21 protein-coding genes are annotated in these 25,345 nt (G+C 43.7%); 8 read left to right on the forward strand and 13 right to left on the reverse strand.

The window, feature by feature from the left end:
* Positions 1-28 precede the first annotated feature (28 nt).
* The 8 genes from ACJ69_RS09575 to ACJ69_RS09610 form a co-directional block, all read right to left on the reverse strand.
* Positions 29-1,156, reverse strand: coding sequence for a PD-(D/E)XK nuclease family protein (locus ACJ69_RS09575; RefSeq protein WP_048961753.1), 1,128 nt, complete (start codon positions 1,154-1,156; stop codon positions 29-31).
* Between the two features lie 103 nt (positions 1,157-1,259).
* Positions 1,260-1,751, reverse strand: a complete 492-nt coding sequence (locus ACJ69_RS09580; RefSeq protein WP_063846369.1) for a hypothetical protein — start codon at positions 1,749-1,751, stop codon at positions 1,260-1,262.
* Positions 1,752-1,792: 41 nt separating this feature from the next.
* A complete protein-coding gene (locus ACJ69_RS09585) occupies positions 1,793-2,548 on the reverse strand; it encodes a M48 family metallopeptidase (protein WP_048961756.1) in 756 nt (251 codons plus the stop codon).
* Positions 2,545-5,829: a type I restriction endonuclease subunit R gene (locus ACJ69_RS09590; protein ID WP_058691003.1), complete on the reverse strand. Its 3,285-nt coding sequence runs from the start codon at positions 5,827-5,829 to the stop codon at positions 2,545-2,547. The genes ACJ69_RS09585 and ACJ69_RS09590 overlap by 4 nt, the downstream gene beginning before the upstream one ends.
* A 69-nt stretch (positions 5,830-5,898) precedes the next feature.
* On the reverse strand, positions 5,899-7,761 hold the full coding sequence (locus ACJ69_RS09595) for a cold-shock protein (protein ID WP_232936303.1): 1,863 nt from the start codon (positions 7,759-7,761) through the stop codon (positions 5,899-5,901).
* Positions 7,706-8,389 carry a YecA/YgfB family protein gene (locus ACJ69_RS09600; RefSeq protein ID WP_032636147.1) on the reverse strand — a complete coding sequence of 228 codons (684 nt, stop codon included), beginning with the start codon at positions 8,387-8,389 and terminating at the stop codon, positions 7,706-7,708. Before ACJ69_RS09600 ends, ACJ69_RS09595 begins: the two co-directional genes overlap by 56 nt.
* Complete coding sequence (locus ACJ69_RS09605) at positions 8,386-9,540, reverse strand: restriction endonuclease subunit S (protein ID WP_032636145.1); 1,155 nt, start codon at positions 9,538-9,540, stop codon at positions 8,386-8,388. Before ACJ69_RS09605 ends, ACJ69_RS09600 begins: the two co-directional genes overlap by 4 nt.
* Entirely contained in the window at positions 9,530-11,053 is a 1,524-nt protein-coding gene (locus ACJ69_RS09610; protein WP_058691005.1) for a type I restriction-modification system subunit M, read from the reverse strand. Before ACJ69_RS09610 ends, ACJ69_RS09605 begins: the two co-directional genes overlap by 11 nt.
* A gap of 372 nt (positions 11,054-11,425) precedes the next feature.
* Here ACJ69_RS09610 and ACJ69_RS09615 point away from each other — a divergent pair, with 372 nt between their 5' ends.
* The 6 genes from ACJ69_RS09615 (at position 11,426) to ACJ69_RS09635 (ending at position 19,130) form a co-directional block, all read left to right on the forward strand.
* Positions 11,426-12,460 carry a hypothetical protein gene (locus ACJ69_RS09615; protein ID WP_233424645.1) on the forward strand — a complete coding sequence of 345 codons (1,035 nt, stop codon included), beginning with the start codon at positions 11,426-11,428 and terminating at the stop codon, positions 12,458-12,460.
* A 636-nt stretch (positions 12,461-13,096) separates the two neighbouring features.
* Entirely contained in the window at positions 13,097-14,227 is a 1,131-nt protein-coding gene (locus tag ACJ69_RS09620; protein ID WP_032170412.1) for a hypothetical protein, read from the forward strand.
* A 142-nt stretch (positions 14,228-14,369) separates the two neighbouring features.
* Complete coding sequence (locus ACJ69_RS09625; protein ID WP_048961851.1) at positions 14,370-15,500, forward strand: tyrosine-type recombinase/integrase; 1,131 nt, start codon at positions 14,370-14,372, stop codon at positions 15,498-15,500.
* Between the two features lie 150 nt (positions 15,501-15,650).
* Positions 15,651-15,851 (forward strand): helix-turn-helix transcriptional regulator, encoded by a 201-nt coding sequence (locus ACJ69_RS24070; protein WP_000281555.1) that lies wholly within the window; start codon positions 15,651-15,653, stop codon positions 15,849-15,851.
* Positions 15,841-16,479 carry a hypothetical protein gene (locus ACJ69_RS09630; RefSeq protein WP_000256735.1) on the forward strand — a complete coding sequence of 213 codons (639 nt, stop codon included), beginning with the start codon at positions 15,841-15,843 and terminating at the stop codon, positions 16,477-16,479. Before ACJ69_RS24070 ends, ACJ69_RS09630 begins: the two co-directional genes overlap by 11 nt.
* Before the next feature lie 50 nt (positions 16,480-16,529).
* Positions 16,530-19,130, forward strand: a complete 2,601-nt coding sequence (locus tag ACJ69_RS09635; protein ID WP_059346957.1) for a DNA polymerase type-B family protein — start codon at positions 16,530-16,532, stop codon at positions 19,128-19,130.
* A gap of 48 nt (positions 19,131-19,178) precedes the next feature.
* Here ACJ69_RS09635 and ACJ69_RS25230 read toward each other — a convergent pair whose 3' ends face one another.
* Entirely contained in the window at positions 19,179-19,505 is a 327-nt protein-coding gene (locus tag ACJ69_RS25230; RefSeq protein ID WP_000280683.1) for a hypothetical protein, read from the reverse strand.
* A 379-nt stretch (positions 19,506-19,884) separates the two neighbouring features.
* On the opposite strand from ACJ69_RS25230, the gene ACJ69_RS09645 reads away from it, so the two are divergent.
* Both ACJ69_RS09645 and ACJ69_RS09650 read left to right on the forward strand, forming a co-directional pair.
* A complete protein-coding gene (locus ACJ69_RS09645; RefSeq protein ID WP_058691008.1) occupies positions 19,885-20,787 on the forward strand; it encodes a helix-turn-helix transcriptional regulator in 903 nt (300 codons plus the stop codon).
* Between the two features lie 61 nt (positions 20,788-20,848).
* Complete coding sequence (locus ACJ69_RS09650) at positions 20,849-21,667, forward strand: DUF726 domain-containing protein (protein ID WP_058691009.1); 819 nt, start codon at positions 20,849-20,851, stop codon at positions 21,665-21,667.
* A 610-nt stretch (positions 21,668-22,277) separates the two neighbouring features.
* On the opposite strand, the gene ACJ69_RS09655 is transcribed toward ACJ69_RS09650, so the two are convergent.
* The 4 genes from ACJ69_RS09655 to ACJ69_RS09670 all read right to left on the reverse strand — a co-directional run bounded on the left by ACJ69_RS09655 (position 22,278) and on the right by ACJ69_RS09670 (position 25,294).
* A complete protein-coding gene (locus ACJ69_RS09655) occupies positions 22,278-22,712 on the reverse strand; it encodes a DUF2787 family protein (RefSeq protein ID WP_054829918.1) in 435 nt (144 codons plus the stop codon).
* A 72-nt stretch (positions 22,713-22,784) separates the two neighbouring features.
* Positions 22,785-23,318: a hypothetical protein gene (locus ACJ69_RS09660; protein ID WP_000045627.1), complete on the reverse strand. Its 534-nt coding sequence runs from the start codon at positions 23,316-23,318 to the stop codon at positions 22,785-22,787.
* A gap of 25 nt (positions 23,319-23,343) precedes the next feature.
* Complete coding sequence (locus ACJ69_RS09665; protein WP_223861943.1) at positions 23,344-23,715, reverse strand: hypothetical protein; 372 nt, start codon at positions 23,713-23,715, stop codon at positions 23,344-23,346.
* Between the two features lie 376 nt (positions 23,716-24,091).
* Positions 24,092-25,294, reverse strand: coding sequence for a site-specific integrase (locus ACJ69_RS09670; RefSeq protein ID WP_032665669.1), 1,203 nt, complete (start codon positions 25,292-25,294; stop codon positions 24,092-24,094).
* Positions 25,295-25,345: the final 51 nt, after the last annotated feature.

The raw sequence follows: 25,345 nt of genomic DNA on the forward strand, positions 1-25,345 counted from the left end.
AAGATCGTCATCACTCAGTCATATTACTTTATGTTCTTATTTTTGAGTCCATCCACTTAGTCATATCCTTAAGAAGAACCAGTGCATCTTTTTTGCTTCTCGTATTCCCCCAAAAACTCAGTTCAAGCACTTTCCCCTTCCCAGTAATTGATACTTCATAGTCCTCAGGGCTAGCTGTTGGAATGAAATCTCCAGCACTTAAAGCAACTCTTATTTCTTCTTTTAGTGCATTAACTTCAGGGTAATCATCTGAATGTATCCATCCATATACGTAGAACTCAGCTTCATCTCGTCCATCCTCTGAAGGGCGATAAACTAACGTAATTCCTGTTTTACCTTGCCCCCAGCATCCCGGCATCAGATGAATTGCTTTATAGTAACCCTTCCAGTTATTAATACCTGTTGCAATATGAATATCAGGCAATACCTCTGAGACAACCGATTTAGCTTCCTCGGTGATAGCATTTTGGTACATTTCCAGCAGTTGAACCGATTTTATCAAAGCTGAGAAATTTTCAGTGACAAACTCCACATTTTTATCAGATACCTTATCCATACTAACCTCACTCAATTTTTTAAGATGACTTAAAAACTCCTGATAAAAAACAGTCCACTTGCTGAACTCTTGATTCATCATCTCCAACCCCAGACGTCGAATGGCGGTTTCCAGCAGCAGTGAATAATTGATCAGTTGCCAACCGTCTACGCCTTTAGCACTGTTACCGTCAGGCTTTAATATACAGCGAAATAGATTTTGATTGTTGCCGCCGTAACTATCAATGAGACTTACATAGCTGGGAAAAGGATTATATGTATCAGCCAAAACTTTATGCTCAATACCTATGATGAATTCATCATGTCTGATAAGAATATCAAGATATTTCCCATCCTCTGTTCTGGCCTCTCTCATTAATTCCAGAGAGGTGAAATCAATTTCATCAACATCGAGGGAATCATCCAGGCAACATAACAATGCTTTTAGCAACCATGGCGGCACCATTTTCTGGGCTCCCATAAACAAAGCCATTAAATCCGTTGTTGGGTTTTCGAGATATCCGGAACCTCCCAATTCAAAAAAATTGAATTCAACATTATCCTCAACCGAGATGCCTTTCAGTTGTTCAATAAATTCGATAGCCAACGCTTCAGAATGCAATTCAACCTCCCTTTAACAATCATGTTTACTATGCCATTTGTTTGATATTTTAGTTATTGAAAACTGTCACTGTTAATCAATATCCATGCAGAAAACTCAAACATTATTCATTAATCCTCTTGCGGGCAATATCTATCTCTATCGCCATTTTAATTTCATCTTTCTGGGATTCTATAATCCTGATATCTTTTTCCATACTTTCAATTAAAGCATTAAGTGTTTTTCTTTTTTCAGGGTCACTTTCATATTTTAACTTTACCTCCGGCTCAATCATTTTCATTCTTATTGCATGAATTTGTTCGTTAAGAGGTTTTGTTTTTTCATTTATGATTCTGTTTTTCTCATTGAACCAGTGCATGCCTTCATTAAAACGTTCCAGCCCGACATTTGTATCATTGAGCACCCTGGCTACAACATTTGATACTTCTCCTGATTTACTCTTTCTTTTACCGAGAAGTTTCATTAATAATCCAGAAACAACAATCACCGGAATAGCCACATAAGTTAAATAGGCACCAACATAGCTGACAGTTAGTAATGTCAGGACATAAAGAATTAGAGTGGTATAAAAAACATACTTCGATAGCGAATACATAACTTCCCCGGTTAGTTTCTAAATGAAGATCAGCCCCAAAATCACATATCCGCCAACAACATCCCCGCCATTCCGTCGAGCCGTTTCTTGACCTTTTCCCAGCCCGGCATAACCTGCCCCATCAGACGGTAAAACTCCTCGCTGTGGTTGTGCTCAGCCACATGGCATAACTCATGCAGCAAAACATAATCGATACATTCTGAGGATGCCTTAACCAGCCATGGATTCAGGGTCAGACAGCCTTTTGCTGAACAGTTGCCCCATTGCGTTTGCATCGCCCGCAGACGTATCGGAGGACGCTCACTGACCCAAAGGGTCTGGGGTATCAATAAATCAAGCCTGCGTTGAAATACATCTCTGGCACGTTCCCGATACCATTCGGCCAGCAACGCTTTTACCTTTTCTGCCGATTTGTGTCTGACAGTCACTTCCAGACGCCCACGCAACATTTTCACTCGTTGCGGTACAGTAGCGTCTTCTGTCACTTTCAACTGATATTGCTTACCGAGATAATAATGGCTTTCTCCGCTGACATACTGACGCGGAACAATGTGTGTCTGTTGCTCCCTGAAATCACGCAGTTGCTGGTATATCCAGCGACTTCTTTTTTTCAGCGCAGACAACACCTCGTACTCCGGTGTTTCTGGCGGTACAGAGGCCACAACCCGACAGTCGGGATGTACCTTGATGAGTACTCTGCCCTTTACGACCTGACGCGGAATACACTGTACGGTGATGACCTCATCACCATAAACAATGCGTAACGCTTTCATTGATGGCGATTCTTTTTCACTCATGATTTCATCAATCCAACACGCAGGATCTGGATGATGGTTTCCACAATACGGTTCACCTGGATCATTCCAGCCCCTATCTCCCGGCAGGCCGTAAACAGCAGCGGTAAAATATTTGTCTTGACCGCTTTCTCTATATCCTGAGGGTTAAGGGAATTTTCTGCCACTGCTTTGACGATAATGCTGTCCACTTCAAAGGCCAGCTTGGTCCACTTCTCCTGCACCTGAACATCGTTTACCGCAAAAACCTCAGGCAGCTCTTTTTTAAATACGCCGTAATATGCCTGAGCATGTTTGTTTACCGCTAGTGCATCCGGGATATCACTGAGCTTACGGGCTTCAACCTGCTCTTCAAACTCACGGAATAAGAGGTACTGCTTCAGTGGATGGTCGAACAGTTTTTCAGCCTCTTCGATTGCCATACGCAGGAGTTTGGAAAAGGCCTCCTGAGCATACGGGTCATCACGCAGCTCCTGCTCAATCATCTTTGTCACACGGGTTTTAATGATGTCGGTTTCATTGCGGGTTTTATTGTTGTCCCACTCTTCGGGCTTTTCGCTCTTGCCCATTTTACCGACTTCATACACGCCATCCGGTTCACGAACCTCAACGCCGGTGACATGCTTATCCAGCAGTTTTTTCACCTGCTCAGCGTAGTCGTCATAATTGACCTGCTCTCCACTTACCTGCATCGCCCACTGGCGAAGGCTGGACATCTGTTTTACGGTTTCTTTATAGAGATTTCGGTCTTGTTCCGTAAAGCTCTTGTCGGTGAAGAAGGTAGCGGACTGCAGTGCCACTTTCAGGCATCCGGCAAAGGCCGTTAACGCCTCGAAGAAATCATCACGGGTTTTCTGATGGATATCGACCATCTCTCCGTCACGTTCTTCCATTTTAGGCACCAGTACCGCACGTAACTGCTCAGTATCATTTTTGTTTTTAACACCGGCAAATATGGCCCACAGCTGGTTATACAGATGCGGCAGGCGCTTGTATTCAGAGCTCATGGCGCTGTACAGCCCGTCAATATCTTTGATATCGTATCCGCCCTGAGTTCGGGAGGCGAGGTCCTGATATTTGCCGATAGTCGTGTCCAGCTCAGCCAGAATACCGCGATAATCAATCAGCAGACCGAACTTTTTTAGTGGATGCAGTCGGTTCACCCGCGCAATCGCCTGGATAAGGTTGTGGGACTTAAGCGGCTTGTCGATATACAGCACGGTATTCTTCGGCTCATCAAACCCGGTGAGCAGTTTATCAACGACTATCAGCAATTTGAGCTTCTCATCGGTATCGAAACCACTGATGACATTACGGGTATACACAGACTCATCCTGCGTGCCGACATTATCCTTCCACCATTTCGTCACTTCCGGCAGTTTGCTTTCATCCACTTCGGTATTCCCTTCCCGGGTATCCGGCGGGCTGATAACTACAGCTGACTCAAACAACCCGGCTTCATCAAGATACTTTTTATATTTGATGGCGGAAATCTTGCTGTCGCAGGCAAGCTGGCCTTTCAGTCCCTCATCAATATTCTTCGAGAAGTGCGTGGCGATATCGAGTGCGATCAGACGGATGCGATCATCTGCACTATAAACCTCACCCTTTCGGGCATATTTACGCTTAAGGTCGGCTCTTTGCGCTTCGCTTAATCCATCGGTAATACGGTCAAACCAGGCATCTATTGCCCGGTCGTTTACCTCAAGATCAGGAATACGTTCCTCATAGAGCAGAGGCGTCACGGCCTGATCTTCTACCGCCCGCTGCATGGTATAAGCGTGGACAATCGGCCCGAATTTATTGGTGGTCTTATCTTCTTTCAGCAATGGCGTACCGGTAAACGCAACAAAGGCGGCGTTCGGCAGAGCCAGTTTCATACGAACATGGTTCTCACCCCCCTGGCTACGGTGTCCTTCATCAATCAGAACGATGATGTCGGGGCTGGTATTGACGCATTCAGGCAATTTTGTCGCTGAGTTAAATTTCTGGATAAGGGTGAAGATAATGCGTTCTTTACCAGAGCCAATCTGCTGTGCCAGCTTCTGGCCAGAGGTCGCCATTGCTTTGGCCTTATCATCCTTCCCGGCAAGTTCGCCACCAGAAGCAAAAGTGCCGCTGAGCTGCCCTTCAAGATCGACACGGTCCGTCACCACCACAATGCGACACTGCTTCAGGCTGTCATGAAGGATCAGCGCCTTACTGAGGAACACCATGGTGTACGATTTACCGGACCCCGTGGTATGCCAGATCACACCACCTTCTCTGCCCCCGTCCGGTCTGCGGGTGCTTATGCGTTCCAACAGCCTTTTAATCCCGAACACCTGCTGATAGCGGGCGACAATTTTCCCGGTCTTTTTATCAAACAGGGTGAAAAAGCGGGTCATCTCCAGCAGACGTTCCGGTGAAAGCAGGCTGATGAGCAGCTTATCCTGCCCGCTGACGGCCAGTTCACCAGCAGCTATTAACTGTTGGTACCAGTCGAGATCGGCTGAAGGACGATGATCAAACAACGCATGAATTTGTTCAGTCGATAACTTATGGTTGCGCAGCGCATACATCTGCGCGTAAGTAATATCTTCTTCGCGCCATGCCGCCCAGAATTTCATTGGTGTATGACAGGTACCATAGCGCCCGTCATGCCCGTTAATCGACAGTAATATCTGGCTGTAGGCAAACAGCTGCGGGATTTCATCGTTGAACTGGTTGCGGATACTCTGGGATATCCCTTCGTCAATAGTTGGCCCTTTCTTGCCATGGCCTGCCGGGCTTTTCGCTTCAATAACAGCCAGCGGGATACCATTAACAAAGCAGACAATATCTGGCCTCCGGGTTTCAACACCACCTGACCGCAATACCGTAAATTCTTCAGTAAAATGGAACTGGTTATTTTCCGGATGTTCCCAGTCGATCAGCGCAATGGTGGGGTTGACCTTCTTGCCATCGACAAACTCCGTGACGGCGATACCGTAGAGCAGATGGTTATACATCCGTTCATTGGCTTTGAGCAGCCCTTCATTCAGCGCCGGAGAACAGACCTGTGATATCAGGTTATCCAGTGCTTTTTCCGATAACTGGCAGGTTTTGCCACCCGCCATAAAGGAACGCTTCGACAGCTCTTCACGCAGAACCGGACGCAGCACCACCTCATCCTGTTTATAGCCCCGGTAATCCATAATCTGTTTCGGAGATAAAAACGCCCAGCCGAGGCTGGTCAGTAACGTCAGTGCCGGAATTTTGGCGCTGTATTCTTCCTGGAATTTAGGTTGGTAGTGCTTATCCACCCGGTAATCCTTCTTGGCTAAGAGGTGAAACTGTATGTCCTTACGGACATGCTCAAAATGAACGAAGACTTATGATGAAAAGAACGGCGAGTCCCGATAAAGGCGATTGTACTTGACCTGTTCTGTTTCGCCCTTGTTTACATTACCAAATTTCTCCTGATGCGTCGTACAGCAGGAACCACAGGATGCACAAATAAATCGTCCTTCTGAACATTTTTCATGCAAATCCCTGGCGTCAATTATTTCGCTGCATTTGTAACCAATACAGTGATTAATGTAATGCCCGATACCAAACTGTTCGCACGAATGACTGGCACATTTAAAGACGGTCAGGCGATACGCGGCCTGGAAAGGTTTTTTCACAAATCCTTTCGACTTTGTATCCCAGACGCTGACTTCCACACGAGCATATTTCATATCTGGAACCATCAGCACCCCACAACTTCGGCAATGCAAGCGGGAATGTAATTCTCTGATACGATTGAAATACCCAGCCAGTTTAATTGGGAAATCCCGCTTAGAAGGTTCGCCTGCAATCAGATAGGTCATGCCATAGTGGGCAAGCCAGTCATAAATAGTGAAGTCGATGTAATCCCGACTGAGGTCGGGTAGTACCTGCGGATCATGGCAGATTTTCGAACGACAAAGGAATTTTTTCTCTATCGTTCCGTCAGGTTGTTTTGCATTCCAGTGAAACGCCTCACAGGATAATTCTAAACTTGGGAAACGAATTTGTAATGAACTACATTGTGGGAACAATTTGAAAACAGAAGGATGATTTACCGGAATTTTACCCGACAAGACTCCGTGCCATATCTCATGCAGAATAATACTCAGAACGGACTGTTCATCGTTGCGCCCAAGCAACGGTAACAATTTACTCAGAATGAAGTATTCAGGATCAGAAGCAATTTCAGTATTCGACTCGACATCATTAACAAAACTGAAATCTTTTCTGAACATCTTCTGTTTAATCAAATACGTATTGATAAAAGGACTAATCACGGTATGTTTATAAAATTGCTCTCTCGATGAGAATTTCTGCTGATAGGCATCACGGACAAATGGTTGTATATCCATTTTATTTTTCGTGAAACTACGTCGAACAAAATTCTCTATATCATCATGCCGATGCTCAAGAATCCGCTCGCTACTTATACAATCGTAAAAAGCCAGGTAGAGAATAGCACTTATAGATATATGGCTGAGTAATTCATTGATGATGTCCGATGTTGAAGCCCCCTGGCAATCCGTAGCCGCAGAACATCTTTTCACCCAAACAGCGAATTGATCAATGTTATTATCGATAAATGACGAAGGCATGACCGCAGGAGATATTTGTTGTGCGGTCAAATCATCAAAATTCTTATCAGAGGCGAAAAGTGCAAACTGGTTATCGTAGTTACGTGATTTTAAAAATAGCGGTAAGACTTTTGTAACAGCTATATCACTGGTAACTAACCGAATTATAGCCCTTTCGCCAAAGGACTGAGTGAGGAAATTAATAACGCAGTCACGATAACGCCAACGAGCGAAATCAACGCCCTCCTCAATAATAGCCCGGAGATATTCAATGAGGAGCTCAGCCGTCTCCTCATCTGTTTTATCAAGAATGTGAACGTTAAAAGCCGTAGGCTTACCATTTTTACCTATACCTTCCCTGAACAGCACCGGTATATTTTCAGCGGGTGTATAGTTCCGGCTTATCTCATTCTTATGAAAAAACAGCTCATTACCATTCTCTGATAAGAGGAAGCCAAAGTTATTCTCCCGATCCGTTTTGCTGTTGTAGCCTCCGAACCAGAGAACATTTCCCATGTACCACCGGGAACGATCCAGATTGTTCACTGCCATGAGCAAGCCCCCTTCCGCTTTGTCAGTGCAGGCAGCACTTTTTAAATTTTTTACCACTGCCACACTGACACGGGTCATTACGACCGGGCAGTTTTTCTGCCCCCTTCACGGGAACAGGCCGGGATGATGCTTCTGACATTCTCACCGACAACCAGTGCTGGTAAAGCGCCAGTGCCGCAGGCTGAATGAGAGTAATACTCTGTTCAAATTGAACAGGTGACATTTTCTCAACCACTGGGAAGTTCTTTTCAATACCATGAAGGGCTATCGCCTCCAGCGAGGGACGTAAGGCCTCTGGCAAGGCTGACCAGTCATCCAGAGACCGGCCTTTCATATACCCGAAACACCACTCTTCGACGATGGTATATGTCTTCCCCTTCACCTCACGTCCATTGAAAATCGGTTCAAACTGTTCAGGGGCCTCATACAGGCAGCCAGCGATATCGTTCATATGCTGAAAACACAGCCCCACAAAACGCGTCATCTCTTTTTCAGTGGTCCAGCGAGGGTGGTAATCACCTCGCCCCCAGATAGCACTGAGCCAGGTATTAGGGGAAATCGTATTCGGGCCAGAGACAATCGCCGTCAGAAAGCCATCCAGCTCAGAGAAACAGAGCACAGAGTCATCATTGCCGTATTTCATCAACACCTCTTCCAGCCAGTCGATTTCCCGGTCAGTCAGTGGACCACTTTTCGTCAGTTTCATGCAGCAACAGCCTCATCCATTTTCACCCGACGTTTGCCAGTCAGTAGCTGTTGCATCAGGGCTTTTTTCTCTTCTTTCAGGCAGGCGAGTTTTTTCTCCAGTGTGGAGATTTCAGCGTCGGCAGTGGACAGAGCTGATGCGATTTTTTGTTGTTCCTTGGCATCTGGAATAGGTATTACTAAGTTGGAATAAATTGAAATCCAATGCCGCTGATGCCCACCTATTTTAAATTTCAACATTTGCATTGCTTCAAAAATATACTTTGCAGATACTCCTTTTTTGGCTGTAAGAATTTTCATCGCACTGGATTTTGCTTTGAATTCAAAATCGACGAACTTACTATCAGTCGTGAAATCATCAAAAATTATGGCAGGCAAAGGTGCATGATAAATACCATGTTCTTCATTGGTATAGCCAAGAATGAAACTTTTACCTGCTGTAAGAACTGGGATTGAGTAACTATCATTATAATCAGTAGAATCAACTAGATAAGGGGTTGGCTGCATATAATCTAAAACTGCGCCAAGCTCAGCACGATGCCACTCACCACCATACCTGACCCCCCTCTCATCCAGCAAGCGTTTCTTCCCGGTAAGCAATTTCTGCATCAGGGCTTTTTTCTGCAACTGACTGTTGGTGAGAAGCTTTTCCGTTACTGAAATCGCGTTATCCCAGGTTGACAGGATTTGGGCTATTTTCTTTTGTTCAGCAACAGGCGGGGTAAGCACAAATTGATTATCAATGTCTTTTTTTTGAACATGTAATAATGTTGATTTGAAACCATGAGCCTGCGCTTCAATTTTTTGAGTTATATGCAATAAAGCTAAATACAGCCAGTGTCCATGAACATTTTCATTTGCAAATACCTTGTAGATATGCTGATTCAAAACACCTTTTGGCCCATTCCAAATGAAAGGACCGAAGGATACACCTTTTGTACCTGCCCAGGAAAATAGTAACTGCCCTGGTTCAACCAACCATTTATCCTGAGGAACACCTGAAAAATAGTTATAATTATCGCTTCCATTCAAATTTTGAATTCGAATGATAGGGAGACCTTGTGTATCCCACTCATGTGGCTTGAAACTATTACCATTTTGTAACTTACAAATATCTGACACTTGGAGAAGCGTCCACCCCTTAGGCACCATAACCCAACTCCTTCAGATAACCCGCCATCTCAACTTCCAGCTTCGCCAGTTCCACCTTCAGTTGCTCACGCTCTGCTCGCACCGCCACCAGGTCAATCTCATCCTCTTCTTCAAAGGTATCGACATAGCGCGGAATATTGAGGTTGTAATCGTTGTCCTGAATTTCCTTCAGGCTGGCAAGATAGGCGTATTTCTCGACGTTATCGCCATCACGGTAGGTCTTGACGATTTTCTTAATGTTTCCTTCGCTAAGCTGGTTCTGGTTTTTACCTGCCTTGAATTCACGGCTGGCATCGATAAACAGCACCTTGTCATCAACTTTCTGCTTTTTGAAAATCAGAATCGCAGCCGGAATCCCCGTACCGTAGAACAGTTTTTCCGGCAGACCAATTACCGCATCCAGCAAATTTTCGTCGATCAGTTTCTGGCGAATTTTACCTTCGCTGGAGCCACGGAAAAGCACACCGTGTGGCACAACTACGCCCATACGGCCAGTTCCCGGTTTCAGGGTTTCGATCATATGCGAGATAAAAGCGTAATCTCCTTTAGTCTTCGGCGGTACACCGCGACGAAAACGGCCAAACTTATCGTTCTCGGCCTCGTCATGGCCCCACTTATCGAGGCTGAACGGTGGGTTAGCGGTCACGATATCAAACAGCATCAGGTCGCCATTTTTATCGAGCAGCTTCGGGTTACGAATGGTATCGCCCCACTCGATTTTATGGTTGTCTTCCCCGTGCAGGAACATATTCATTTTCGCCAGCGACCACGTAGAACCGATCGCTTCCTGACCGAACAATGCATAGTTACGACTATCATGCCCGGAGACAATTTTACGCCCACACTTCATCAATAATGAACCGGAACCACAGGCTGGATCGCAGATGGTATCACCCGGTTGCGGATCGAGCAGTTCTGCAATCAGGTCCGAAACTTCCGGCGGGGTATAGAACTCCCCGGCTTTCTGCCCACCGCTGGCGGCAAAGTTTTTGATCAGGTATTCGTAAGCATTGCCGATAACGTCCAGCGTACCGACACGACTCGGCTTCAGGTTGAGATCTTCACCGGCGAAGTCTTCCAGTAGCTGACGCAGTATGGTGTTTTTCTGTTTTTCTTCGCCAAGACGATCGGTGTTAAACGAAATATCCTGGAACACGCTTTTCCCGGCATCTTTCAGTTTGGTTCCGTTGGCTTCTTCGATTGCATGCAGAGCCTGATCGATACGCTCACCGTTACCCGGCTCATGGCGGCGTTCGTACAGCGCATAAAAGCTGGCACTTTTTGGCAGTACAAAACGCTCGTTGGCCATCATCGCTTCAATCAGTTCCGGCGCATCGCCATACTGTTCTTTGTATTCGTCATAGTGATCCTGCCAGACATCTGAAATGTACTTGAGGAACAGCATGGTAAGGATAAAGTCTTTATAGGTATCAGCACTGATGGTGCCACGGAACGTATCACACGCGGCCCACAGGGCTTTGTTGATCGTGTCCTGACTGATTTTGTCGTTCATGAATCATCCTGGTCTAAAGAAAAAGCTAGCGATGCAGGGCTTTGCATCTTAAAAATTGCGGTAAATGATACCGTAAGATGCCTCCCCTGACACGCCAATATCGCAGCATTCAGGTTTGCATCATCCCCGTAATATCGACATGAGACAGACTGACACAACCTGGCTCGTCACTCGCTAAAAACCAATTATCTTAGTAAGATAGCATCCATATTAGCCATGGTGTAAAACTGCCGTTGGGGTAATGATGATCCATATATCACCCGTTCTGGTGTGTGAAGCTGACATCATCCATAATCGGCAACGTTGATGCCCTTTGATAGTAATGATGACCGTCAATGTGATTCCCCTGTTGACTGGAGGTCTCCGGATAGAATGAGTATTGCCAACTGCGCTATCGGCCCACTTTATGATGAGCAAATAAAAAAAACACTTATGTATGCTGACCATAAATTCAAGCGGCTAATGAATACACGAATGTCGTTACTCGAACATTTATCACCCCACTATGACTTATCTTCCATGTTCAGCTATGAGTTGGAGGGAAGAGTTTTCCGGATTAAATTGATCAAGCCTGAGATTAAATTATCTCGCCAGCAGTTGATCTTCTCCTCACTCTTTTTAGAGCAAGATTTTCTAAAAGAATATAAAAAACACATCTCAAATACTCTACAAAAAACAATCAAACAGTGCATTAAAAAATACAAACAAAAAATCAAAATCGAGCCTTCTGTTTTAGATTACATATCAACGTCACCCCGCAATACGTCGAGTTATGTATTACATGAGATAGTTTCTCAATGTGAACATTGCGATGAAATTCGCAATATTAAAAATGATATACTGCTTGATGAACTAACGTTGAATGGTCGGATCACTAACATTTCAAAATACATTAAAAACAGTCAAGATAAAATCGTCGAACATATAGAGTTCTGCACTCATAAACTTGTCAATATAAGTCGTAAGAATCGTCACATTTTCAACAGCACCACAATCTCTGGCAGAAAACCCAACATCACTGGTGTTTTACTTTGCCTTTCAGAATTGATAAGCAATCTGCATATTTACCCAACTGCAATTAATAATATAAGTAACGCCATAATTATAAGCATTGTATACTCTGTACTTCAACATCTTCAATCCGGAAGAGAAACAGAAAAAACCAAAACCTCTCCAGCACTGGATTTTATCCCCACCATCATCGCACCTCATGTTTTCTACCTGGCGAAACGCGAAAAATCCTCTCAATATAAATACATTGAAAAAGAATATCTTCTCGGCCAGTTACTTATATTTTTGATGTATAAAACAGTTTACTACTCGATTCATAACATCAGGGTAAGCCATAAGCACTTCTATAACGATATAAAACCAAAATTAATGGCATTAAAAAAGAAAGCTTATTAAGCACCAATTTCATGAAAAATCGAAGTGAGATTAGAGGTGAAGTCTTTGGTGATGTTGGTAGTATTGAGGCTGATTTGAGGGAAATCAGCACACTGATTCATCGGCGGAAGGCATTATTTATTTCCTTTTAACTTTAAAACGATAAAAACAAATGAGAGACTGAATAAATATCAGCCTCTCACATAGTTAATAAGTTTCAACTTTAATATCTGAGAAATCATTCTATCTGGGCCTTGTGGACATTAATCCTCCTGGCAACATACGACTCAAAGTTTCAGCCTTGCATAGATCATTATCAATGCCATAGACAGTGTTAATCATATGACATCGTTCCGGTATTGATACTGATTATCAGGCCTTGGTTTTATGTAATTTCAAAACCATCATATCTCAAACCTCACAGCGCTCATATTTTAACCATAAAAACTAACCGATTTACACCCGCCACACACCGTCATAACTTATTGTATTTAAATAGCTATAAGCCTCTAACCCACTAATTACACCATTAAATTCAAGCCATATCCTTACGCAGATTCAAGCTTGCCCCTGCTGCCATTCACGTTTTAGGATTACCTCGCTAACACGACATGCTACTTTTTAAATCAGTGTAATAATTCAAACGAGGATAAAATTATGTTCGAGAAAATGAAAAACAATGTAACCCGTATACCGGGGAATTTAACAAAACTTAATCAATACCAAAAAGACATTGATCACCTGTCTAAACTATTTTCTGAACAGCAATTACTGGAACTAATGACGACTACCGAATCCGATCAAATATTGCAAATGAAGCCTGCTGTAGATATTCTTCATGTACTGTCTCCATCAGCATCTACTGCTAAGCATATCAATTTTTTTCAGCACGTCCCAGTGCTCGAACAATGGTTAAAAAAGGAGTGCACTGCCTTTAATTTACTGGCAGTACATTTCTATTCACAGCAATCCCGTAAAAATGTCATTCCGAAAGAAATCTGTATGCTACTGGATGCATTTATTAAAACTGAACTTTCATCTGCGGTTAATGGTAATAATAATGCCGAACTCCTTTCTTGTTTTCAAAACACGCTGGATAAAATGTGCAATACACTAACATTTATAGACCACACAGTTACGGAACAATCAGGTCAAGTAGCAATGCTTGATTTCAGCGCAAAAATGCATGAATATACTGTTGAAATCAGGACCTTTTTGAAGTCTGAATACTGGCTAAACAAACTACCTAAGGATATTAACATTCCAGCCATTGACCTATCCTGGCTTGTGTTTTGTTACTTTTGCTCTGAATATCTTTTTGTATTTATTCAAACAACGCTCAATACAATGAAGGCAGGAAAAATCATTCGTGATAACTACCTTTATCATCCTAAAATGATTGCATTGATCATTTTATCTATGCTGCCTTATGAAGTCATTCATAACGATGGATCACTGAATAAGTTTAAAACGCCTTTAACCAGCCCTGATGAGTTCATAATCAAATCTATTTGCATTAAAGGTAAGCAAAACACTACAGGGCATAAAAAAGATATCGAACAATTGCTTCGTAAGACATATATCTATATTGCATTACTCTTAAACCCTGAGTGGGCACCATCTTCCAAGGAGTTGATTTCCTTTTTATCAGGAAAGTCCACAGTGATAAGTGGTTCAATGAATTTCCAGTCAACGTCCAGTGGTCTGGGTGTTCAAACTAACAATATCACTCTTCTTAAGAATGAGGTTTACTTCGAAAAAATAGCGAACAAGATCATGAAACTGTAGTTTCTTAATATAATGGCGACATGGAATTGTGTTGCCATTATATCCGAATCAGCATTTTTCACCTGATGAACTGTGAAAGCTGTAACTGGCAGACTATAACCTCACATCGTATTTTTCCAGTGTCATTTACAGGAGAAATACGATGCCTATTCTGGATCTGCGTTTCAGCAATAAATCAATTCACCAACTTCCACATCCCCTCACGGGTTGTCAGGAATACCGTGATATTCACTGCCAAAACCTGCGTGCTCTGGTGTATCCCAATCGGATCACGCTGGCCTTTCGTGCCACTATAAACAATCAGCGTATATATGAAACCCTGGGTCAGTTCCCTCAGCTCTGCGTTGAGGATGCCCGTCAGCATGTGATGAAACTGCTTGCTGATAAAAATCGTCTTGCGGTTCAGTCCCGTCGATTCACTGTGGAACAGGCCATCAATGACCTGTGGCTACCGGATTTGCAGTTGTATAAAAAGAGTCCTCAGTCAGAGTTGTCAAAACTCAACCTCTACGTTCGCCCGTTCTGGGGCAAGCGGCAACTTCGCGACATCACGGCAGGAGAACTAGAACAATATGCTGCTGGCTTACGGGAAAAATTACGTCCGTCAACAGTAAACCGTATCCTCGCAATATTGTCCAAAATATGCTCTCTGGCAGTACGTGCTGGATGGATCACGCATTCCCCGATGACACATGTCCGCTATCTGAAAGAAAATAACATTCGCTATCGCACACTATCAGCGACAGAAATCCCGCGCTTTATTGACGCGGCAACAGCGCTGCAAACACCGGCAGCTGATTCTATATTGCTTGCTCTTTATACGGGGATGCGTATTGGTGAGGTATGTACCCTGAAATGGGAGTACTGGCACCCGGATATGCATCAACTCATACTGCCTGATACAAAGTCCGGACACCCTTTCACCTGCCCACTTGCACCTCCAGCCATTGCAGTTGTCCAGTGCCAGCAGGACCTGATGCTCAGCAAAACTTACATTTTTCCGCGACTAACCGACAATGCCCGCCCTCTGGCATATCCGCGTGCAACCTTTGCCCGTATTTGCCGGGATGCCGACATTGATAACCTGCGGATGCATGACCTGCGCCGTACCTTTGCCACCCGGGTACTACAGGCGACCGGGGATATTGCAATCGCTTCCCATCTGCTCAATCATCACTCACTTACGGCAACCCGTCGCTACGCTTTTCACAATGCAGCGACATCGCACGCAGTGGTTTCTCAGGTCATTGAAAGTTATGACACGAAAAAATGAACCAATGATCTGTGATTCGTGATTGATGCAACACTCGTTTAAGGACGGTATTGTCATTGCATGCTTCTGCAGGGCCCTGCATTAAGTCATCACAGAATGTGGATTGATATTAAATCCGCGTGGCTTCTTATTCTCTGAAACCGGAGGTTTATGTATTTAACCATTAAGCAGTTCGCAGAAAGATTTAATCTTTCTGCATCCACGGTTGCGTCAGATATATCTCGCAATCCCGGAAAACTCCCGCCCTTCATCAGAATTGGGCGGGCTATACGATTCTCTCTTGACGATATTGTTGAGTGGGAAAATGCACATCGTCAAAACAAACTTAAAGGTGATATAAATGGTTACTAAGAACACGGAAAATAACGCTAATAATGCACTGAACATTCTTCCCGAATCGGCAAGCACAGCTGTAGACAACGATGAAAAATATCTGTCCTTTGCATTAGTTCTCGCTATCACGATTATGGACAACTTAGTAAAGCTCATCGGCACAGATGGCTTCGTTCTTTATACCTACACCCTGCAGGACACGGCTACTGCTCGTGCTGTTTTTAATGAATTAGCCAGGCGTCTCAAAAATTTCAATCGTCAGGAGGAGGTCTACACCACCGATTACCTCACCTTTCGAATGAAATACATTTACGGTGTTACCCTGTTCGAACATGATAGTAAATCTATCCTTAACCTTTTTGATAAGAAGGGTTATTCGGTATTGAGTGAATCAGGAGAACCCGGTTCTCTTGATGATATGTATCTTGACATTCAAGCACGATTACATGGCGGCTACGCCTCAAAAAAGTTTCTTCACTTACATGAACATTGTCTGTTATCTGCACACGTTACCCCGTCTGTGGAAAAGACGCAACGTGGCATCCTGATTAAAGCAGGCAGGAAACTCGTTTCCTTTATCTATGTAGATAATGAATCTCGCAAAAATGATATTTTCAAAGCTGTAGTAGACGTCATTAAATCCTGATTCATTATGCCGGGGGGGGACAAACTCCCGGCGTTTTTTCGGAGTTAACTATGAGCAATAATTTGCAGGACATCCTCGCTGCCGCATCGGGGTATCAGTCCGTGACTTCAGAGCCAGCGCTCAATCGTAAAAGACCTAAAACGCTTGATGATTATCCTGTGATACCACCTGCATCAAAAAAAGTGTCTGTGATTTCAAGTGACCTGACACTCTATATCGGTTTTGATACCGAATATGTTTTCAATCCTGAAACACAACAGAATGATATTCTGTCATATCAGAGTTATGTTGTCTTACCCGATAATACAGGTATATCGAACATTATCTATCCACCTGACTCACAGAAAAAATCCCGGCTGTCTTTTAAGGAATTTCTCTGTCAAACGATTACACCGCTTCTTGAAACGGGTGTGATTACAAAATGGCCCGGTATTATTAATATATATGCGCATTTCATTCGTGCGGAAATCGCCTCCTTTGCCAATTTCTGGTCAGACTACAAAATTCTTCTGAAAGGAATACGCGGTACTGTCAGCAGCTTCAAAAATCGTTACGGTATCGATTTTGATGAACAGCAGGAACGTCGCGTAAAGACTGAACAGATAATGTTTGACAAACGAACTTCCCCTCCGCGTTGCAGTAACGTAGCTTTCATCGATACACTGCTTATCACTCCCGGGGGTATGGGTCTGGCTGAATGTGGTGAATTACTGGGTCTTCCCAAACTCACCATTCCTGCACCTTATTCCATAACCAATATGCGTGAATATCTTCTGGGCGACAGAGCAGGGTTTGAAGCCTATGCTCTGCGGGATGCCGAGATTGCGGTTCGTTATGCTTTACAGGTTCGCAATTTTTGCGCCCGGGAGCTGATGATTGATCGTGTCCCCGCCACCATCGGGGCGATGGCAGTTTCACGGTTCACCAAAACACTTAAAGAAAACAATATGTCTCCTGAAGTCTGCCTTGGGACACACATTAAAACCCGTGAACTCTGGCTCACGGAAAAACAGGCATTCCGGACGATTAAAAACCCCGCCAGTGTTCCTTCAAGAGAGTTGTTTGAAACGTTCCCGATCAATTGTTACCACGGCGGACGCAATGAGTGTTTTATGATGGGGGTTACACCGTCTGATCACTGGTATGACTACGATCTGGCTGGAGCGTATACCACCGGGCTATTAGATATCCTCACACCCGATTACGGGAACATCCGCCTCAGTAAAAATCCGGACGATTACTGTGGGCATGTAATGGGATTTGCGCTTGTCACATTTCGGTTCCCGGAATCAGTTCCCTATCCCAGCCTGCCGGTTCGGACCGATCAATATGGGTTATTCTTTCCATTAAGTGGCGAATCATGGGCAACGGCACCTGAAATCGAACTTGCTCTGTCGCTCGGGGCAGAGATGACGATCCATAATGGGATCATCGTCCCCTGGATCTGTGACACCTCCCCACATAACAGCGAATCAACATCGGTGTTTCTTCCCTTTGTTCAACAGGTCCGTGAGAACCGTAATCGCCATATTAAAGGTTCTCTGGAGGAGAAATTCTGGAAAGAAATTGGCAACTCGCTTTATGGCAAACTTGCTCAGGGCCTTCGCGCCAAAACCGCCTTTGATACTGCTCGTGGATTAAACAGATCCCTCCCACCATCATCGGTTACTCAGCCATTCTTTGCTGCGCATGTGACGGGATTTATCCGCGCCGTTGTCGGGGAACTCATGAATGCTTTGCCCTCTGATTCATCGGTTGTCAGCGTCACAACCGATGGCTTTTTGACAAATTGCCCACTTAACAAGATAAACATGAGCGGTCCACTGTCTTCCCGCTTCCAGTCGCTGTGCGATATTGTTGATCCGGGTTCATCAATGTTGACATGTAAGCATGAGGTCAGCCAGCTTATCGCCATGAAAACCCGGGGGCAGTTAACCTATAGAGCTATTCAGGGAAAACCTGTTGTTCATGCCAGGGCTGGCGTCAAACCTCCTGCCGATATTCCACGCAGTGACTATAACGACTATATGGTAGATCTTTACCTTAATCGTTTACCCGGTCAGACGTTATCCCGAAGTACGTTGATATCAACGCGTGAGATGTGGCTGTCGGAAAGCGATCTGGTATCCCGGGAACAGGATATCCGTCTTAATCTGGAATTCGATTTCAAACGCCAGCCCGTACAGCCCGCCATGAATGAAGGGCATTTACTGATGTCTTCCCGCCCATGGGATAATATGGAAGAGGCTCTGCAGCAACGCTCCCTTTTCGACGACTGGCGGCAAATGCATACACTGAAGACGCTGGCTGACTGGGATGACTGGTGTGATTTTCTCTATTGCCGGACGGTGTTTTCTGATATGAAACTAAAAGTCGGAAGCAAACGTAGTGATGATATTTTAGTCAGACTATTTCTCCGGGCGCTGACTCAGTGCCAATGGGGGCTGATGCTGAAAGATAAAAAAAGTTATTCCTGTAAAGAGGTTGCTGAATGGCTGACGTCAGAAGGCTATTCAGTAACGGTGACTGATGTAAAAAATGCGGTAAGAGCAAAAATACCCCAAATGAAATTTAGTTCTGTAACACCGCGAATGAAGTCACTGATGGATATCATAGCCCGTAAATATCCGACATTCTGTCTTCCAGTCTGATAACCGTTAAATCTCCCCCAACTCCTTTAACAGAAGTTGGGGGCTTAATCACAGGCAATCGGCATCAAAACAGTGAAATAACTGCCGCGCGTCAGGATGGCCATTTACATGATAGATCCGCATGGCATGACAGGTGATACTCTGGAGATTAGCAGCCAGCCTTTTCCCCATATTCACCAGTATGCCGTGTGGTATTTTACTGCTTGTACTGTTTACTGTCAGAGTAAAACAATTTGTTTCAACGCTGACCTCAATAAAATCATTTCCAAATAATGTACCGACAACCTGCCTGATTGTTTCTTCATAATCTGTCAGATCAATGACATCACGCCATCTCGCATTTACGAGTTGATACTTTCTGATATGTAAATACATAGAACCACCTTTATGTTATTTCAACTAATATGATGTTCTCCGATATTATGAAAATATTAATCATCATTGTAATTGCTGATAACCTCTCTAACCTTCGGATCTTACGTTCCCCCCTGCCTCTCCGACTCGATGGCAAAAGTGCATGGTCAAATATGCAGCAAAAACATGTCATGTACAGGTCAGGATAATAATTATCACCCTGAACGTAAAAATATACATGGACAGTATGAGTCCACATGTTATTCGATGATTCGAGCAATGTTTTAATATATTGATAATTAATGAGTTAATTTTTTTCTCCGTCACAGTAAAAGTGGACTCATCCTGTCCGTTACTTTGCTGAAAATATCCTCTTCGCTGGCATTAACCGGATAAACGAATGGGTAAGCACGATAAACTTGGATATCGACTCGGATTGATATTAACTCGCCTGAACAATGGTGAGTCACTAGCCGTCCGGGAGTTATCTGAGGAATTTAACGTTTGCGAAAAAACTATCCGTCGTGATCTTACTCAGCGCCTGTCCTATCTTAATCTGATTCGACAAAATGGTCGCTATCGCCTGTCTGACGGTGTTCTCGGTCAACGCAGCAATGCTGATTTACGTCATTTCACGCGCATCCTGGGTATTGAAGGGCTGTTCCCTCGCTGGGATGACAGACTACTGAGTATTTTGTTAGGTAACACGAAAAACAACCCGTTTCTGATAAAACAACGTCCATACGAAAACTGCGGATCATTCATGTCAATTCTGAATGTATTATCCGATGCCATCCTGTCACAGAAGAAAGTAAATTTTAATTACAAAGATAAAGAGTTTCGGGCTGTTGAGCCATACAGACTGGTTAATGACGACGGATTGTGGTATCTCGCTGCCGCCCATGACAGTACATTAAAAAGCTTTGTTATCTCATCTGTCAAAGACGTTTGCATGAGTAATATCGCTTTCAGGATAATCCCCGAAATTAATGAAAAAATAGAAAAGACAGATGGTATCTGGTATAGCGAAGACCTTATCGAAGTTCTCATTTCAGTTTCCGCACATGTTGCTCCGTGGTTTACCCACCGTCATCTATTGCCAGGACAGGAAATAATTCATACTTCCCGGTCTGGCGATTTACTGGTGATATCACGTGTAACACACACAGATCAGATAATGCCTTTAATGAAATACTGGATACCGGATGTCGAAGTAATACAACCGGCCTCAATCCGTCAACAACTTGCTGAAGATATACAATCCGCACTGAAACGTTACACCCAGCCAAGTAACGCCCCGTAATGACACGGATAATATAATTTTCATTGAGTGCTATTTTTGTAAGCTAAAAAATGGAGTTACCATGAAAAAATGCCCGGTTCTTCTTGTTGTATCAGGGTTTCTGACCGAAAATGATATATCATGGTTTAACCGAATTAAAGCAGGGTGTGGCCTTGATGTCAGATACTATAAATGGGAATCGGCAAATCTACTATCCATATTAAGTTCTGACATAGCGAACAAGTGGGGGTTATATACTCTCTTCCCCCTGAGAACATCTCCTTTATTGCCATCAATCTCCATCCCATTTAAAGCGCGTCAGGCCTGGTATAATGCAACGAAAGCAGCAGTTAATAACAGAGAAAAATTAGCACACGTAATAAACGAGATATACGTTAAAGAAAAGCGTAATGTGATCATAATGGGTCATTCTTTAGGGACTCGATTAATAAACAATACATTACCCTATATTAAAAATGATAATATTCTCTTAACAATCTCTATGGCCGGAGCCACCCCAATAACAAGTTATACAGAGAACATAATGAAAATGGCTTACGGTTCAAAAATGGGGCATTTAAATATCTACAGTGAACATGATAAAGTACTTAACACGATATACCCTCTCGTTGAGTCAGTAACACCAATTGGGGTTCGGGAGGTGAGATTCAGACCTGCTCGGATAATCAACTGGAAGTGGAATGTTGGTCACACTGAATATATTACTTCAAACAGGATTGATTCATTAACACACTGGTTAAATGTTACCTGTGCCGATTTAGCTGATCCAGCCGTAGAGCTCACTGACGACGACATAAAATTGTTTAATAATATTATTGATCTTGCGAATTTAACATGTCATAAAAACACTGTCGCCCCCAAATTAATATCATTTGAGTAGTTAAAAAAAGGTTGCATTATAACGGGAGTGTATATTTACTCCCGTTAAGTTTCATATTTTATAGAATTGATATGGATTCGATTAAAAATTTCGTCTAACTCGTTCCCTTATCAAATTTGCCAGCCTTACCCTTCCAGGTGAAATAGTTTCCGTTACAGTTTCAACTCTCAACAAATCACGCTGTCCGGTTCGGCGACTGACCGCGAAACGCTGACATATATCATTAACCGATACCGTATTACCGGTATACAGTTGAAGTAATATCCAGCACAGCCTTTCTGCGATCCTTTCACCGCGAGTTTTATACATCTGTAAAACCTTCAGTTATCGTCAACGATGACATAGTCCACCTCAAAACCCACATAACTGACTGTATTCATGAATATTTATTACCGGTGTAATACTGTCGTTGGGGTAATGGATTAACCGTTATCACCCTGCTACTGGAGAATGCACCATAGGGGGCAAAAATCACGAGGGATCTGAGATCCCCCGTGTCTGCACTTGTTTATGCGAACAGCCAGGAAAAAGAGACATCATCTCCATGCTGTGATGCACGCCACATGCAGTAGATTACAAAGCCGCCCGCTTTCTTCCTGTTCATAACGGGTCAACAACTTTCCACAGTTACCGTTACCCGGTAAATCCCCATAGAGAGATACTCCATAAAATTACGCTCCCACAGGGACCAGAGTTCATTCCTCTCTGCTGCCAGTGAAATATCCCCAATCAGATAATGGAAGACATAATTCCCCGACCAGCAAAAATCAATTTCTTTTTCCAGCTCAGGGTAGACACGCCCCATATAACTGAAATCTGTGACATAATCAAAATACCATTCATTATTCTTACGGATAAACCGTATTTCAACGGGATGAAAGCCCCCGGATTCTGCACTGTAGTCCGGATCACGGAAATTAATAACCACTGCCTCAGTTATTTTTTGTAAAACCTGATTTGCCAGAAGAGTAGTAATATGCTGCTGAAATTCTTTAGTAACAGGCAGAGTTAATCCTGCCTGTTTTAAAACATATTGGGTTTGCATAATAAATTTTCCTTTAGAAAGTAAATAGTGGTGTGTGGTGATTTCTGGTTGTATAACAGTGCAGGAAATAAATTAATCCTCTGTAATCTTTTCCTGGCTACTGATCGTATTAAGTTTATTCAACCGCTCCCTCCAGTCCGGGTATAATACATGAGTAAATAACTTCTCTGGATGTGCCTCCAGCAGACATATATCCGGGGAGCGTAAAACAGCAGCCAGAAAACCTGCATTGTTGGCGCTTGCCCCTTTGAATAGCGGCCTGAATACTCCGGATGAGAAGCCGGTAGCAGGTTGTGTTTCCAGAACAGTTGCAATCTTTGAAAGTGAGATCCAGTCCTTAGAGAACAACCCTCCACAGCCATTTGCCACCAGACGAAGATAAAGTTCATTGTCCACCTCTGATATCGCCAGTTGCCATGTCAGCATACCACTTGCCTTAGGACTGATTTTTTCTGCCTGGCCTGTTTCAATGAGCAACTGATAGTCTTTTACATCAGATAATGTTTGTTCATCTGCACTGAGATTTTCATGAATAACCTCTGCCTCATTTTTAATCTCCTTCGAAACTGACTCAACATTATTTTTAACTAATTTTGATTTACTCATTTTGCGTTCCTGGTTTTGCTTGTGTTTAATAGCGTGATTCGGCCATAGAAATTAATAAATCAATACCCTTCAGAGGGCAATCGGGGTGAAATAACAGATAAATACCGTTCCCGTTATCTTCCGTAACAGAAAGCATCAGGTAATAGTCATCTGTCAGACGGACTACAAATTCTGGATTTGAAATTAACTGATGAATCACATTTAATACCTGCGCTTTAATATCTTCAGGTACATCATCGGGCTCGACATATATTAATGTCACCCCGACTTCATCCCAGAAACTCATTGCAGAGTATTCATCTTCAAATGGGAGTACCAGCTCTGTTTTCAACAGACTCATTACTGACTCCGGAAGAGATAGTGATGGCAGACTTTGCCAGTTAGCGATAAACTTCATTGAATAATCCTCATAAACAAAAAACCCGATACGTTTTAAGTATCGGGATTACATAGACAGGGTAAAGAATCTGGAATTGCCTTCAGTGGTCATCTATATTCTTTCATAATATCCACAATCCTTGCAGATAAGCACTGGCGCATTATTCCTTTCACGCTGTTCAAGGAATCCAAATAGACGCTGTATCGCCCTGATGATTTCTTTAAGCAATTCTGGTAATTGCTCCGGGCTAATATAACCGGATGTCGATGTCAGAAACCGGTCATCGCGAGTCACCTTTGCTATATTTCCGGCAGTTTCTGTGACTGTATTCCGACTACCGCACTTAGGGCACTTTAACGGCATAATCATTCTCCACGTTTAAGAGATGCAAAAATCACTGTTCTTTACTGGTAGCTACGGGGGGTAAAAGAAGGTCGGTAACACCCTGCCCGGTCTGACGCATTCGCTCTGGTGTCAGTTTTGCGTAGCGCTCCGTACTCTGAATACTGGCATGTGCAAGCTGGGCTTTAACGTCATACAGACTGTACTGTCCGCTGGAGACAAGTAATGATGCGACGGAATGGCGCGTAGTGTGGAAACAGACTTCACTTTTATCTATCCCGCACTCTGCCAGTATTTTTTCATAGGCCCACCGGGGTTCTGATATTGGTTTTCCATTATCTTTTACGGCAAACAGATAGGGGTTGCTGCCAGCCCGTGGGATCGAATCAATAATAGATAATGCAACATCACTGAGATACACAGTTCTGCTTCGACCATTCTTAGTATAAGGAATGAATAACGACCTGTTATCCCGATCAATATGTTTGTGCATGACATTCAGCATTTCTGATTTGCGAGTACCGGTTAACAGCAGCATGGCTATCAGTCCCCCGGCTGCCTTATTGGGGTATCGTGCCGCAGCGTCGAGGATCCTTCTGATCTCATCGGCGTCAAAAAAGCGCGTCCGCTGATTATTCTCCTTCAGCAAAGGGATCTTATCGGCTTCATTCTTCTCCAGGACATCCTGTCGTAGCGCATAACGCCCCATAGTTTTCAGAATAGCCAGTGCCCTGTTACAGGTAGACGGTGCATACTGCTGGCCGTGAATACGACCCTCAAGCATGTCGAAAAGCACCTGCTGGATTTCCCGGGCCCGAAGGTCACAGTAACGTATCTTCCCCAGACAAGGTTCAATGTATTGCGTGAAACGCTGAACATCCTTATCCCAGGACTTTTTATGGCGTTTGATGAACGGAACATAGGTCTGGTGAAAAAACTCACTAAGCGTTGGCATAGCACGATAATTATCGCGTTCTGCCTTAGGGTCATTTCCCAGTGCAATCGCCTCCTTGTGACGGCGGGCTATCTGACGGGCTGTCCCCACATCAATTTCAGGGAATCTGCCAATACTGATACTTTTTTTGGTACCGTGGAATGTGTATCGCAGGAGGAAACGTTTGTTACCCGTTCGACCTGAGAGGCATTTGAGGCCAATGACCTCGGTATCAGATACCTCAAGCTCTGTAGATCGGGTATCTGTGTTTGCCGGAAGGGCTTTGATGGATGAATTGGTGAATCGGAAGGATTTTTGCATATTTATCCTCATATATCTGATTGATATCATGAAAATAATATATATCTGAAG

This window comes from Enterobacter asburiae (assembly GCF_001521715.1).
In the GTDB taxonomy this organism is placed as follows: Bacteria; Pseudomonadota; Gammaproteobacteria; order Enterobacterales; family Enterobacteriaceae; genus Enterobacter; species Enterobacter asburiae.